Annotated in this window: 12 protein-coding genes; 4 read left to right on the top strand and 8 right to left on the bottom strand. The window is 63.0% G+C overall.

All coding sequences use genetic code 11. The features are described 5' to 3' along the window. Window positions 1–117: 117 nt before the first annotated feature. From VOM14_RS16155 to VOM14_RS16135, 5 genes are all read right to left on the bottom strand, one after another. Window positions 118–1242, bottom strand: coding sequence for a porin (locus VOM14_RS16155; protein ID WP_327629722.1), 1125 nt, complete (start codon window positions 1240–1242; stop codon window positions 118–120). Between the two features lie 615 nt (window positions 1243–1857). Next, on the bottom strand, window positions 1858–2637 hold the full coding sequence (locus VOM14_RS16150) for an ABC transporter ATP-binding protein (RefSeq protein WP_327629721.1): 780 nt from the start codon (window positions 2635–2637) through the stop codon (window positions 1858–1860). A gap of 45 nt (window positions 2638–2682) precedes the next feature. Next, the gene (locus VOM14_RS16145) at window positions 2683–3396 is read right to left on the bottom strand and encodes an ABC transporter permease (protein ID WP_327629720.1); all 714 of its coding nucleotides are present in this window, start codon (window positions 3394–3396) and stop codon (window positions 2683–2685) included. Further along, window positions 3393–4082, bottom strand: a complete 690-nt coding sequence (locus tag VOM14_RS16140; RefSeq protein WP_327629719.1) for an ABC transporter permease — start codon at window positions 4080–4082, stop codon at window positions 3393–3395. Before VOM14_RS16140 ends, VOM14_RS16145 begins: the two co-directional genes overlap by 4 nt. A 321-nt stretch (window positions 4083–4403) precedes the next feature. Beyond that, a complete protein-coding gene (locus VOM14_RS16135) occupies window positions 4404–5180 on the bottom strand; it encodes an ABC transporter substrate-binding protein (protein WP_327629718.1) in 777 nt (258 codons plus the stop codon). A gap of 386 nt (window positions 5181–5566) precedes the next feature. Here VOM14_RS16135 and VOM14_RS16130 point away from each other — a divergent pair, with 386 nt between their 5' ends. After that, window positions 5567–6277: a pirin family protein gene (locus tag VOM14_RS16130; RefSeq protein ID WP_327629717.1), complete on the top strand. Its 711-nt coding sequence runs from the start codon at window positions 5567–5569 to the stop codon at window positions 6275–6277. A gap of 194 nt (window positions 6278–6471) precedes the next feature. Here the strand turns inward: VOM14_RS16130 and VOM14_RS16125 are convergent, their stop codons facing one another. Beyond that, window positions 6472–7005 (bottom strand): periplasmic heavy metal sensor, encoded by a 534-nt coding sequence (locus VOM14_RS16125; RefSeq protein WP_327629716.1) that lies wholly within the window; start codon window positions 7003–7005, stop codon window positions 6472–6474. A gap of 219 nt (window positions 7006–7224) precedes the next feature. On the opposite strand from VOM14_RS16125, the gene VOM14_RS16120 reads away from it, so the two are divergent. Together VOM14_RS16120 and VOM14_RS16115 are read left to right on the top strand one after the other, a co-directional pair. Then, window positions 7225–7950, top strand: coding sequence for a response regulator (locus VOM14_RS16120; RefSeq protein WP_327629715.1), 726 nt, complete (start codon window positions 7225–7227; stop codon window positions 7948–7950). Then, a complete protein-coding gene (locus tag VOM14_RS16115; RefSeq protein ID WP_327629714.1) occupies window positions 7934–9250 on the top strand; it encodes an ATP-binding protein in 1317 nt (438 codons plus the stop codon). Before VOM14_RS16120 ends, VOM14_RS16115 begins: the two co-directional genes overlap by 17 nt. A 160-nt stretch (window positions 9251–9410) precedes the next feature. On the opposite strand, the gene VOM14_RS16110 is transcribed toward VOM14_RS16115, so the two are convergent. Next, a complete protein-coding gene (locus VOM14_RS16110) occupies window positions 9411–9677 on the bottom strand; it encodes a hypothetical protein (RefSeq protein ID WP_327629941.1) in 267 nt (88 codons plus the stop codon). A 114-nt stretch (window positions 9678–9791) separates the two neighbouring features. Then, window positions 9792–11483, bottom strand: coding sequence for a sensor domain-containing diguanylate cyclase (locus VOM14_RS16105; RefSeq protein WP_327629713.1), 1692 nt, complete (start codon window positions 11481–11483; stop codon window positions 9792–9794). A 682-nt stretch (window positions 11484–12165) separates the two neighbouring features. On the opposite strand from VOM14_RS16105, the gene VOM14_RS16100 reads away from it, so the two are divergent. Then, a complete protein-coding gene (locus VOM14_RS16100) occupies window positions 12166–13917 on the top strand; it encodes an ABC transporter permease (protein ID WP_327629712.1) in 1752 nt (583 codons plus the stop codon). Window positions 13918–13935 lie beyond the last annotated feature (18 nt).

Genomic DNA, 13935 nt, shown 5'->3' with positions numbered 1-13935 from the left:
GCGATACCCTTTCGGACATCGCACCGATACGCGCCTCTCGCAGCAGCGTGAAAAAGATTCTCTTGAAGAACTTCGAACTCACCCCGAAGGGAAGTCCCTTCGGGGTGCACCGTTCGATTAGAACGTGTGCTGAATACCTGCGTACACGCCGGTCTGGCTGTGGCCCGGCAGCGGGTTCTCGTTGTACGAGACCGTACCGTCCGAAGCGGTGATATTGCCGCCATTGCCTGCGTTATTGGCATCGAGGCCGAAGTTGGCCGTCTTGCTGTTGCGCACGGTTGCGATCTGGATGTCGAGCAGCGTGCGCTTGGACAGGTTGTACGAACCGCCAACCGTGTAGATCGTTGCGTTGCCGCCGCCCTTGTTCGCGTTGACGTGGTACACCGCAGCGATCAATGCGGCAGCCGGCGTGGCTTGCCACGTCACACCACCCCATTCGTGATCGAGCGAGGTCGGCGAGGTGCCTGCCGCGCTAGCCGCCGACGACGTGCGAACTGCCTGGTACGCGCCCTGAACCTTGAACTGGCCGAGGAACACATTGACTGCCGCCGTGTATTCACGCGATGCGGTGAACGGGTTCGTGAAGTTGCCGTTTGCGCTGTTGCGGATTTCGTCGTAGAGACCGCGCACCTGGAACAGCGACGAGGTGTACGTGAGCTGCAGACCCGCTTCGCGGCCTTGCGGCGTCGTGCCGTTACCGTTCCAGTTCGTCGCGTTCGACAGCGCGTACTGGCCGTACACGTCAAAGCCGGCGAACTTGGGCGACTGATAAGCGATGTTGTTGCTCGATTGCGGCCAGTTGCGGCCACGCACCAGCGATGCCGACGACCAGTTCGACTGACCGAACGGGTCGAAGTCCCACACGCCGTTCGAGATGAAGAGCATGCGGCCCATGGTCAGCGTACCGTACGCGCTGTTCGACAGACCGACCGTTGCCCAACGATTGAAGAGGCCGCCGTTGCCAGGACCCGTGCCGTTCATCGTATTGAACGAGCCTTCCAACTGGAACAGAACCTTGTTGCCGCCGCCGATGTCTTCGACGCCCTTCATACCCCACAGGCTCGTGCCCCAGTCACCGCTTTCCGCGCGCCAGCGCGAGGTTGAACCGGTATAGTTGGCGTTCGGCAGACCGCTGATGTATTCGAGACCCGCATCCAGACGGCCATACAGTGTCACGCTGCTTTGAGCATGCGCAACAACGCCGGCCGACATCAGCGCAGCGGCGAGCAAAGCTTTCTTCATCTTCTCCTCCATACCCTGTCAAAAAGTGAAACCCAGTACTGCGAATGGTGTTCGGACGCAAGCCGTGCCGAACAGAAATCGGTACCAGGGAGATTAGCGGGCGGATTAGGTCTCCTGTCCTGACGTGCAGTCTTGGGACTGTCTCGTCGTCACGCCGATCCCACGCCGACCGGTTCTCCTCTGTGCTTTGAAGTCAAACTACTTTTAATGAACTTTGTTTTGCTACTTTGGTTACTAATTTATCAAAAATAGACTTGAGTGGGAGAAGAAATTAGTACCGGCGTTGAGCTGTGTCGCCAAATTGCAATACGGAGGTGTGAGAGGCCTCCTTGAAATGGTGTAAAAAAGGATGAAAACCCTTACGTGATAAGGGAATCACGGATTGGTGAGAAGGAGATCAAGGATTGCCACTATTGACGCTTACAAAACGGCAGGGTAGGGCGAAAAGGCTCGGCGACAGGACAGGCGACGAGGTTTTCGCTGCCGAAAAGGTAAGAATAGGCAGGTGACCGAAACAAAAAAGGCGCTCGTAAGCGCCTTGTAAAACTACATTGACTACAGCCGCGATTAACAACCTGGCTTAAATCTCAAATACCAGGTTGTGCGACATGTTCGCTATTTGAGACTGCCGGAAAGGAATTGCTTCAGGCGCTCGCTGCGCGTGTTTTTGAACACCTCGTCGGGATGGCCTTCTTCTTCGACGCGGCCCTGGTGCAGAAACATCACGTGGTTCGATACGTTGCGCGCGAACGCCATTTCATGCGTGACGACGATCATCGTGCGGCCTTCCTCGGCGAGCGTCTGCATGACTTTCAACACTTCGCCGACCAGTTCGGGATCGAGCGCGGAAGTCGGTTCATCGAACAGCATCACGTCCGGATGCATGGCGAGCGCACGCGCGATCGCGACACGTTGCTGCTGGCCGCCCGACAAATGCGACGGATATTGCTTTTCGAGGCGCGGCGCGAGGCCGACCTTTTCCAGATATTCGCGCGCGCGGTCTTCCGCTTCCTTGCGCTTCAGGCCGAGCACATTGATCGGCGCCTCGACGATGTTCTCGAGCACGTTCATGTGCGACCACAGGTTGAAGTGCTGGAACACCATCGAGAGCTTGGTGCGCACGCGCTGCAACTGCTTCGGGTCGGACACGCGCAGCGCGCCGTTCTTGGCGACCTGCGTGCGGACTTCTTCGCCATCCACGAAGATGCGCCCGGCGTTCGGCTGTTCGAGGAAGTTGATGCAGCGGAGCATCGTGCTCTTGCCCGAACCGGACGAGCCGATCACGCTGATCACGTCGCCGGCATTGGCTTTCAGCGACACGCCCTTCAGGACTTCGTTATCGCCGTACTGTTTGTGAAGCTCATCGACGAAGAGCTTTTGCTTCCTGGTGTTCATCAGAATCCTTGAGCTTGCTTGCATGCTCGGGCGCGGTGCCCCGGTTTATTTGCCTTGCGGCCGCAGGTAAGCGAGCCAGCGGCGCTCGGCGCGGCGGAACAGCCACACGAGCGCGAAAGAAATGCACAAATAGAGCAGTGCGGCGATGCCGAACGCATTGAACGATTGATACGTCGCCGAGTTCACGTCGCGCGCGATCTTGAGAATGTCCGGCACGGTCGCGGTGAAAGCGACGGTCGTGGCGTGCAGCATCAGGATCACTTCGTTGCTGTAGTAGGGCAGCGCGCGGCGCAGCGCCGACGGCAGAATCACGCGCCGGTACAGCGTGAACGACGACATGCCGTACGCGCGCGCCGCTTCGATCTCGCCATACGGCGTGGCCTTGATCGCGCCGGCGAAAATTTCGGTGGTGTATGCACAGGTGTTCAGCGTGAAGGCGAGCAGCGTGCAGTGCATGCCGTCGCGGAAAAACGCATTGGTCAGCTCGTGATTGCGCACGATCTCGAGGCTGTACAGGCCCGTATAGCACAGCAGCAACTGCACATACAGCGGCGTGCCGCGGAAGATGTACGTATAGAGCCACACGAGACCGGCGAGCCATTTCTTCTTCGACACGCGCGCCACCGCGAGCGGAATCGACAGGCAAAAGCCGAGTCCGATCGACACCACCAGCAGCCACAGCGTGATCGCGAGGCCCGTGAAGCGGTAGCCGTCGGTAAAAAGATAGTTGCGCCAGTATTCCTGAATGATCTCGATCATAGATCCGCCTTTCGCACGCCGGTCGAGTAACGCTTTTCGAGGTACATCAGCACGAAGTTGGACACAGTGGTGATGACGAGATAGATGGCGCCCGCGAACAGCGTGAAGAAGAAGAACCGCAGCGTGCCTTTGCCCGCGTCCTGCGACGCCTTGACGACATCCGCGAGACCGATGATCGACACCAGCGCCGTGGCCTTGACCATCACCTGCCAGTTATTGCCGATGCCCGGCAGCGCAAAGCGCATCATTTGCGGAAACATGATGCGCGTGAACACCTGCCAGTTCGTCATGCCGTAGGCCGCGCCGGCTTCGAGCTGGCCGCGCGGCACCGCGAGAAACGCGCCGCGGAAAGTCTCGGTGAAGTACGCGCCGTAAATGAAGCCGAGCACCGCGACACCGGCCACGAACGGGTCGATGTCGATCTGGTCCCAGCCGAGCATATCGGTCAGGTTGTTCAGCCAGATCTGGATGCTGTAGAAGAGCAGCAGCATCAGCACGAGATCGGGCACGCCGCGCACGAGCGTGGTGTAGACCGTGCCCGCGCCGTATGAGAGGCGGTTCTTCGACAGTTTCGCCGCCGCGCCGAGAAGGCCCAGCAAGAAAGCGAGCACCAGCGACAACACCGCCAGCTTGACGGTTTGCCAGGTGCCGCTGAGAAGCAGCGGGCCGTAGCCTTGAAGGAACATATGGGGTCCTTGACGATGCGTTTCTCGACGCACCGCGAAAGACGCGGCCGGCTCTGCGCGGTGGATCGCCGCGAGCGTGGCTCGCCGTGATCCGCCGCGCACAGCGCACCGCTGTGCAAATCATGACTGCATGACCGTTGCCAGCCTTGCAGCGCGCTTTTCGACTCTCTTTGAAACTAGACCGACTGTATTACGAAGCCCGGGGGAAGCCCATGCGGGCGAGCCCCGAGTTTCGCGGATGCTGCTTTTGACGAGGCAAGCCGGATGTCAGTGACAGCGTGTCCGGGCACGCTGCGCCCGGCGCGCTGCCCGGTGTCTTGCCTAGTGCCCCGGATAAATCTCGAAGTCGAAGTACTGCTTCTCGAGCTTCGCGAACGTGCCGTCCTGATGAATCTGCGCGAGCGCCCGATCGAACATGACTTTGAGATCGGCGTCGTCCTTGCGCAGACCGATGGCCGTGCCTTCGCCAATGGTCTTCGGGTCTTTCACTTCCGGACCGGCCCACGCGAAGCCTTTGCCGCGCGGCGTCTTCAGAAAACCGGCGTCGGCCTGGATCTCGTCCTGCAGCGCCGAGTCGAGGCGGCCGGAGGTGAGGTCCGCATAGACCTGATCCTGATTCTGATAGGGCACCACGGTCACGCCCTTCGGCTCCCAATAGGCCTTGGCATAGGCTTCTTGGGTCGTGCCCTGCTCGACGCCGACGCGCTTGCCCTTCAACGATTCAGCGGTAGGCAAAAGCGGCGAGCCCGCTTTGGCGATCATGCGCGCCGGGGCGTCGAACAGCTTGTCGGAGAAGCCGATCTGCTCGCGGCGCTTGTCCGTGACGGTCAGCGACGAGACGATCGCGTCGAATTTCTTGCCCTTCAGTGCCGGGATGATGCCGTCGAAATCCTGCTCGATCCACACGCACTTGACGTTCATTCTCGCGCAGAGCGCCTTCGTCAGATCGACGTCGAACCCGACGATCTGGCCGCTGGCCGCCTTCGATTCGAACGGCGGGTAGCTGGCGTCCACCCCGATGCGGACGGTTTTCCATTCTTTTGCCATGGCGCCGGTGGCCATGACGGCGAGCGCTACGCACAGTGCGAGCTTCTTCATGTTTCTCCTGGGTCAAACGGATCGTCGTGGTGTCCGATCTCGACGAGCGCCGGCTTATGGCCGGCCGCCGCTATTCTAGGCGGTCAAAATTGCTGCGCCGATACGGCGCGCCTTTGACCACCTGTGCGCTGAAAAGCGCGGTATTTTACCCGAACAGGGCCAGGGCGCCAGTGCGCGATGCCCGCGGCGGCGGTGCCGGCGCGTGGGCGTTGCGTATGCGCGACGGGTGCGGCCGATTCGCCCGATTGCTCCCTTTTCGCGTGGGAGCCGCCCGCCGCCTGTTCGATTAAGCGGATTTGCGAAACGATCCGGTGCGTTTCCACCCGATTGTCCAGCGCGCGCCGAGCCCATACATTCTGAACATCGCCACTTACCGGGAGTACCTCATGATCGAACTTCGCCGCTCCGACGAACGCGGCCATGCCAACCACGGCTGGCTCGACTCGTATCACAGCTTCTCGTTTGCGGACTATCGCGACCCGGCGCATGTCCATTTCGGGCCGCTGCGCGTGATCAACGAAGACCGTATCGCGGGCGGCCAGGGCTTCGGCACGCACGGGCACCGCGACATGGAAATCGTCACGTATGTGCTGGAAGGCGCGCTCGCGCATCGCGACAGCATGGGCAACGGCTCGACCATCCGACCGGGTGACGTGCAGCGCATGAGCGCCGGCACGGGCGTGATGCACAGCGAGTTCAACGCATCCGAGAACGAAGAGGCGCATCTGCTGCAAATCTGGGTGATTCCGCGACGCGCCGGCGACCAGCCGGGCTACGAGGAAAAGCGCTTCGACGCCGCCGACAAGCGCGGCCGGCTGCGCGTGGTTGCGTCGCCCGACGGCCGCGACGGCTCGGTGACGATTCACGCGGACGCGTCTATCTACGCATCGCTGATCGACGGCACGGAAGAAGCGACCCTCGCGTTGCCCAAGGGCCGGCTCGCCTATGTGCACGTGGCGCGCGGCGCGCTGACGGTGAACGGCGAGGCGCTTCGCGCGGGCGACGCAATCAAGCTGAGCGACGAGGATACCGTCACGCTGACACAGGGCGATCAGGCTGAAGTGCTGCTGTTCGACCTCGGCCGTCTGGATGGCTAAGCTGCACTTTTAGCGCGTGGCCCGCCAGCCGTTGGTTGAAGATGCAACGATCTCACCGCTTTGAATGGCCGAGGCAATAGCGAGCGCGCAAGGAAAAAACGCCACGGAGAAATCTCCGTGGCGTTTTTGCTTTTGCATCTGCTTCGGCGTCAGGACGGCGGCCGCTCGGACCGCCGTTGTTCAAGATGCGTCGCTTACTGAGTCGCTGCCGGCGCCGAGGCTGCGCCCTGATGATGCTGCCAGCGCTCGCGCATCTTCTCGTGACGCGACTCCATCTTCGCGAAGCGCTGCTTGAGCGCGGTGCTGACGGTGGTCTTCTGCTGATCGTTCAGGCCGTTATAGAACTTGAGCCAGGCGTCGGTGGTCTGCTGGCGCAACTGCGCGTCTTTCTGTTCGATCTGCTGATGCGCCGAGGCCATGGCGTTCAGATCCAGGATCGGCTGTTGCTGCGCGGCCTTGAACTGGTCTTTCATCTGTTCGTGATTCGCGCGCATCGCCTCATGGCTTTGCTTCATGGTGTCGAGCGCGGCTTGCCACTGCTTTTCCTGATCGGCGTTCAGCTTCAACTGGTCGTGCAGTTGCGTCAGCTCTTTCATGAAGTGGCCGTGCCATCCGCCGGGGCCGCCGTGGGCCTCGTGAGCGGGTTGGGCGGCATAGGTTGCGCCCGCGCCGATGGCGAGGGCGGTGGCGGCAACGGCGAGAGCGCGCGAGATTTTTCTGGTGGACATGTAAGGCTCCTTGTAATGGAATAGCCGACGATACGACCGCTCAGCTTGACGGCCTGCATTCGGTAAGGCACAGCGTAGAGAACTGCATCCGGCGCTGTGTTACGCGCCTTCGCGCCGTCGTTACGGGCCATTACGCGGAGCTTTCACCGTAACACCCGGTAACCCTTGAGGCCGCTCTGAAATTCAAAACCGTTCCTGCCCCGCGTTAAACTTCATTCCATGGCTACTCAAATACTTGTCGTCGACGACGACGTCGAATTGCGCGATCTTCTGCGCGACTATCTGGCCCGCCAGGGCATCGAAGTTTCGGTGCTGCACGACGCGGGTTCGCTCGAGCGCAGGCTCGAACGCGAGCGCCCCGATCTGATCGTGCTCGACCTGATGATGCCGGGCGTGGACGGGCTCACTGCATTGCGCAAGCTGCGCGCGTCGGGCGACGACATTCCGGTCATCATGCTGACCGCGCGCGCGGACGACGTCGACCGGATCGTCGGGCTCGAACTCGGCGCAGACGACTATCTCGGCAAGCCGTTCAATCCGCGCGAGTTGCTGGCGCGAGTCCAGGCGGTCTTGCGGCGCCGCCGCACGCTGCCTTCGGCAGCCGCACCCGAGCAGCGCGAGCCGTTCAACTTCGGCCGCTTCACGCTCGATTTCCAGGCGCGCACGCTGCACCTCGAAGACAAGCCGCTCACGCTGTCGGGCAGCGAATTTGCGCTACTCAAGATCTTCGTCAATCACCCGATGCGCACGCTGACACGCGAGCGTCTGCTGGAGTTGCTGCACGGTCCGGAATACGACGGCACCGACCGCGGCATCGACGTTCAGGTGTGGCGTCTGCGGCGCATTCTCGAAACGGACCCGTCCACGCCGCGCTTCATTCAGACCGTGCGCGGGCGCGGCTACGTGTTCGTGCCGGACGGCGAGCAGCATGCGCCGGCCCATTGATTCGCTCTTCGGGCGGCTCGCGCTGCTGGTCGTCGCGGTATTGCTGCTGTCGCATTTCGCGTGGTATGCGCTCATGCGGCTCGAGCGCAGCCAGCTGCAAACGCGTTACGCGGTAGAAGAAGCCACGTTCCTCGTCGACGCGGTGCGTCAGCACGTGGTGCGCAATCCGGATCAGCCGTTGCCGTCGCGCGTGAAACTCATCGATCCGGCGAGCCCCGAGGTGCCGCAGGAAGCGCCGAAGTTGCCGCCGCCGCTTCAACGGTTTATCGAAGACGTGCGCGATCGCATGCCGGCCGGCACGCAGGTACGCGTCGGCGTGCCGGGCCGGCCGCCCATGCTGTGGGTGCGCGGCCCGGCGGACCCCAGCTGGATCGTCGTGCCGGTGCAGCCGCTGCGGCCGCCGCACTCGCTCGACCGCACGCTCATGTGGCTCGCCACCATTTTTACGTTCGCGGTCATGGCCGCGCTGTTTGCCGCGTGGGCGCTGCAGCGGCCGTTGCGCTCGCTCGCCCAGGCGGTCGCGCGGTTCGGCCGCGGCTTGCCGGTGCCGCCGGTGCCGGAGCGCGGACCGCGTGAGCTGAGGCAACTCACACACGGTTTCAATCAGATGGTGCAGGAAGTCGCGCGCACGGAAAACGACCGCGCGGTGATGCTCGCGGGCGTTGCGCACGATCTGAAAACGCCGCTCGCGCGTTTGCGGCTGCGCGCCGAAATGATGGAAGAAGTGAAGATGCGCGACGGCGTCGTGCGCGACGTCGATTCCATGACGCACATCGTCGAACAGTTTCTGGTGTTCGCGCACGACGGCGCGGATCGCAGCGAAGCCGTCGAAGTCGACGCGCAATGCGAGCGCGTCGTGCGCAGCTATCGCGCGGTGGCCTCGGGCGCGCCCGCCGTGCAAACCGACCTGCGCGCGGGCCCGGCATTCCGGCTGCCTGCCGCCACCCTCGACCGGGTTCTGTCGAATCTGCTCGACAACGCGCACGCGTACGGCGCGCCGCCCATCGTCGTCGCGACCGCGCGCACCGTGGAAGGCTTCACGCTGTCTGTGAGCGACAGTGGCAAGGGCATCGCCGCCCAGGATCTCGTCAACGCCAGCCGGCCGTTCGTGCGGCTCGATCCGGCGCGCGGTGGCAATGGGCATAGCGGCCTCGGGCTCGCCATCGTCGAGCGGTTGGTGCGGCGCGCGGGCGGAGAATGGGAAATCGGCAACCACGGCGGCCGTGGCTTGCGGGTTTCGATGAGCTTTTCGCTCTCCTCGATGCCCCAAATCAGAGCGGCGTCGGAAAGCGTCTGGTGATCGGCTGAGCGCGGGTTGGGCCGCGCCTGCTCGATATGCTTGATCTACCTATTCGCTTTGTCGGCCGGTTCGGCGCCTCGATGCACGCCGGGGCCAACACCGGGGCCAACACCGGGGCCAAAGAATGAGCCGACCAAAACGCGCGGTGGAACGCATCGGTCTAGTCGGAAAACAGCGTGTTCAGCGCATTCGCCGCTTCGCTATCCACGGTATTCCACGTCACGGTCTCGGCCTCGAAAATATAGTGCGTCGTGTATTTGCCAAGACGCGCGAGTATCTCTTCCTGAATCACCTCGGGCGCGACATCCAGCTTCAGATACCACGCGGTGGACGACAGGCGCGTCTGGAACGCGCCGTATTCAGCCAGCAGATGGTCGAATGCGTCAGCATCCTGATCGCGACAAACAATAAGCAGATTTCCCTTCATGCGAATCTCCCGTGAAAGCGCTAGCGACAACTCGACAGCAATGTCGATCATACCTGCTTGCTTGCGGGAAACCCGACGCGCCGGCCTGCGTTGCGTGAGGTAGCGCGCGCGCCGTCACCAGACATTCGCGACGGCGCGCGCGGGCGGCGCGGTGTCGTCGGGCGGCAGCGCTTCGGTGCGATCGCGGCCGCCGCTCTTGGCCGCATAGAGGGCGGTGTCGGCGCGGCTCATGATGCGCTCGGGCAGGTCGTCCAGCGAGAGTTCCGTAATGCCGATGCTGACGCTCAGCGTGACGGAGGCGGGCAGTTTCGGCGACGGTATCGCCTTCAGGCGCAGGCGTAATCGCTCGACGACTTCGCGGCCGCCGGCCAGATCGGTGGCGGGCAGCAGCAGCCCGAATTCCTCGCCGCCCAGACGGCCGATCGCATCGCCGCCGCGCAGTTCGGCGCGGCACGTCTCCACGAAATGTTCGAGCGCGCGGTCGCCGGTGGCGTGGCCGAAGCGGTCGTTGATCTGCTTGAAATGATCGAGGTCGGCAATCGCCATGCAAAGCGGCTGGTTGCCCAAGTGCGCGCGGTCGATTTCGTGACGCAGCAGATCGAGGAAATAGCGGCGCGACAGGGCGCCCGTCAGCACGTCGTGGCGCGCCTCCGCCGACAGCAGCGTATTGGCCGATTGCAGTTGTTCGGCGAGATCGCGCGTGGCCCGATGGTGACGCCGTTCCCGCACATAAGACACGGTGATCACCCACGCGAGCGCGACGGTGCCGGCCAGCGTCAGAAACACCAGCATGTGATCGCGCTTATGGTTGCGCAGCAACTCGGGCCACGCGGAGAGCGGATCGACGAGATGCGCCGACAGTCCCGAGTTCAGGCCGCCGCGCGTCTGGTACACCGACGGCCCGGCGCCGCCGGCCATGCCGAAGAGCTGACCCGCGACGGCTGCGGGCACCCACGGCGCCTGCTCGCGCACCTGGGCGTCGACGTCAATCTGGATGGTCGGGAACGTCGCGCGGAAATAGGTCAGCTTGCGCTCTGCCACGCTCATCCGCGCGATTCCCGCGTTCGGCAGCGCGCGGCCTTCCAGCTTGCTGTCGTGCGCCATGATGATGACGCCGTTCCCGTCGGCCACGAAGGTGCCGGCATGCGCGACCCAGTGGCGCAACCGCGCAATGCCCACTTTGGCGACGACCGCGCCCGCAAGCTGGCCGTCCGAGTAGACCGGCGCCGCGATATAAATGCCGGGTTCGCCGCTCCTGCGGCCCACGCCATAGGCTTCCGAGAACGCGCCGAGCAGCGTGTTCGTCAGATACGCGCGCACGCGCATGTCCACGCCGACGAAGGAGTCGCGCTGCTTCCGCGCACCGTTGATGACGTCGCTCGAGGCCACGCAGACGCCGTTCGCATTGACGAGCCACACCTTGTCCAGCCCGGAGAAGCCCTGTGCGCGTTGCAGGAAGGTGGTCACCGCGGCCATCCGCGGGTCTTTTAGCAGCGCGGCGCGCAAGGCGGGTTCCGTCGATTCGCCGTTCGCGGCATAATTCCGGGATTGCACCAGCGCGCTCTGGACCACGTCCAGTTCGGCCATGGTTGCGGGGATGGCCCGAGACATTGCGAGGTCGCTGGCGATCACCTCCGCCATGTTGTCGGCGATCGACGCGGACATCTGCCGCTGCGCGTGCAAGGCCGCGTCGAGTTCTTGCTGTACCATCCGGTCCGCGACCATGCCGGCCACGAACCAGCAAGCCAGCACGATCAGCATGAAGCCGATCGGGCCGGTTGCCTGGCGCAAGGTTGTCCTGTTCATCGACCCTCTGATCCGTCTGGCTGAGTCATGCAACTAGCTTGTTCGTGGCCGCGCCGCGGCGCTCGTTCGCTCCGCGTCTCGGCCAGCGTTATGCCCCGTGTTTGGCCCCGTGTCATGCGCCGCGTCAGTGGCCCGGGATAAATCCACTCGAGCGGCGCATCCTTAAGGATTCTAACCGTCGCGGGCCGTGACGCCACCGTTATTACGGCACTGAACACGGCATGCAACACGAGGTGCGATGCACCCATCAGGTTTTTAACGGCAGCGTCGCCGGATTCTTGATACCCGCGCGGCACGACATGACGTTCACCGGAAGGTCTCTGTCAGGTCAATGCCACGTTGTTGTCAGGCGAGTGCTGCAAGTTGTCGTGAATTGCCGTCAGAGGTTGTGCCTGAAACATAGGATGGTGTAGTGTCGTGCCGTCCAAAACATAGGAAAGCTCGCCAGCCTACGGGCGGCGCCTGCGGCGACAGGATTCTGGCTTGATGGTTGAGGTTCCGGGGCAGCTTGTCCGTGACACTTCCGTCGCCGGTTCACGTGTCTCCAACGCTAACGATTTACCGCGCACACGCGTTTTGCCATGCCTGATTTCCGCTTTCCGGACCGATCGTCAGACCGCCGCGCAGAAGTCGCGGCCTCGTTCGCTCGTTTCTTCGCCTGTATGAATGAGGAGTGGGTCTGATGGATTTCAGCTTTGACCTGAAGCGAACCGCCAATGCTTCGGCATGGCGCGTGCTGCCCAACCGCTGGGACTTTGTCGCGTTCCCGCTGATCATCTGCGTCATCGCGATGGCGGCGATCGGCTTTCACGAGACGCTCGCGCCGATGTCCACGTTGAAGACCCAGGCCATCTCGCTTGATCCGGCGAATCTGCCCGAGTACGCGATGCGCACGACCTTGCGCATGCTCGCGGCGATGGTCGCGTCGCTGATTTTCACGCTGGTCTACGGCACGCTGGCCGCCAAGAGCCGGCGGGCCGGCCTCGTGCTGGTGCCGATTCTGGACATTCTGCAGTCGGTGCCGGTGCTCGGCTACATCTCGTTCACGGTCACGTTCTTCCTGGCAATGTTTCCGGGCCGCGTGCTCGGCGCCGAGCTTGCGGCGATCTTCGCCATCTTCACGAGCCAGGCGTGGAACATGACGTTCAGCTTCTATCAGTCGCTGCGCACGGTGCCGCGCGACCTCGACGAGGTGTCGCGCGGCTTCCACCTCACTTCGTGGCAGCGTTTCTGGAAGCTCGAAGTGCCGTTTTCGATGCCTGGTCTCATCTGGAACATGATGATGTCGATGTCGGGCGGCTGGTTCTTCGTGGTGGCTTCGGAGGCGATCACCGTCGGCAACAACACGATCACGCTGCCGGGCATCGGCGCGTATCTGGCCCAGGCGATCTCCGATAAGAACCTGCACGCGATCGGCTGGGTCATTCTGGCCATGACCGTCGTGATTCTCGCGTACGACCAGTTGCTGTTCCGTCCGCTTGTCGCGTGGGCCGACAAGTTCCGCATGGAAAACACGAGTTCCGGCGACGCGCCGGAATCGTGGCTGCTCGACCTGATCCGTCGCACGCGCCTGATTCACCGCCTGCTGGTGCCGCTTGGCTGGATGTTCGCGAAGGCCGCGCGGGTGCCGTTGCGCATGCCGGTGTTGCAGGGGCCGCGCTTCCAGATTCCGCAGATGCAGAAAAGCTCGCGCCTCGGCGACATCGTGTGGGCCGCGCTGGTGCTGATCGGCACCGTCTACGTGGTGTACCGCGTGTTCGTCTATGTGCGCACGGGCGTGTCGCTCGACGAAGTCGGCCACGTGTTCGTGCTCGGCCTGATCACGCTGCTGCGCGTGGTGCTGCTGATCGCGATCGCATCGGTGATCTGGGTGCCGGTCGGCGTGCTGATCGGCTTGCGCCCGGCGCTCTCCGAAAAGATCCAGCCGCTCGCGCAGTTTCTGGCCGCGTTCCCGGCCAATCTGCTGTTCCCGGTGTTCGTGATCGTGATCGTGCGCTTTCACCTGAACCCGGACGTCTGGCTGTCGCCGCTGATCGTGCTCGGCACCCAGTGGTATATCCTGTTCAACGTGATTGCCGGCGCGACGTCGTATCCGAACGACTATCGCGAGGCGGCCAAGAATTTCCACATCCGTGGCTGGCAATGGTGGCGTCAGGCGATGCTGCCGGGCATTTTCCCCTACTACGTGACGGGCGCGATCACCGCGTCAGGCGGCGCGTGGAACGCGAGCATCGTCGCCGAGTTCGTGCAGTGGGGCGACACGAAGGTCGCCGCGCACGGGCTGGGCGCGTACATCGCCCAGTCCACTGCCGCGGGCGACTATCCCAAGATCATTGTGGGCATCGCCGTGATGTCCCTGTTTGTGACGCTGTTCAACCGCCTGCTGTGGCGTCCGATGTACGCCTACGCCGAAGCCAAGCTTCGGCTGGACTAAGCGCTAGAGCCCTGTCGC

Origin of the sequence: Paraburkholderia sp. MPAMCS5, from assembly GCF_036016995.1 — a bacterium.
Classification (GTDB): domain Bacteria; phylum Pseudomonadota; class Gammaproteobacteria; order Burkholderiales; family Burkholderiaceae; genus Paraburkholderia.
The sequence above is the reverse complement of the archived record's forward strand: the minus strand, read 5'-3'. Positions and strand labels throughout refer to the sequence as shown.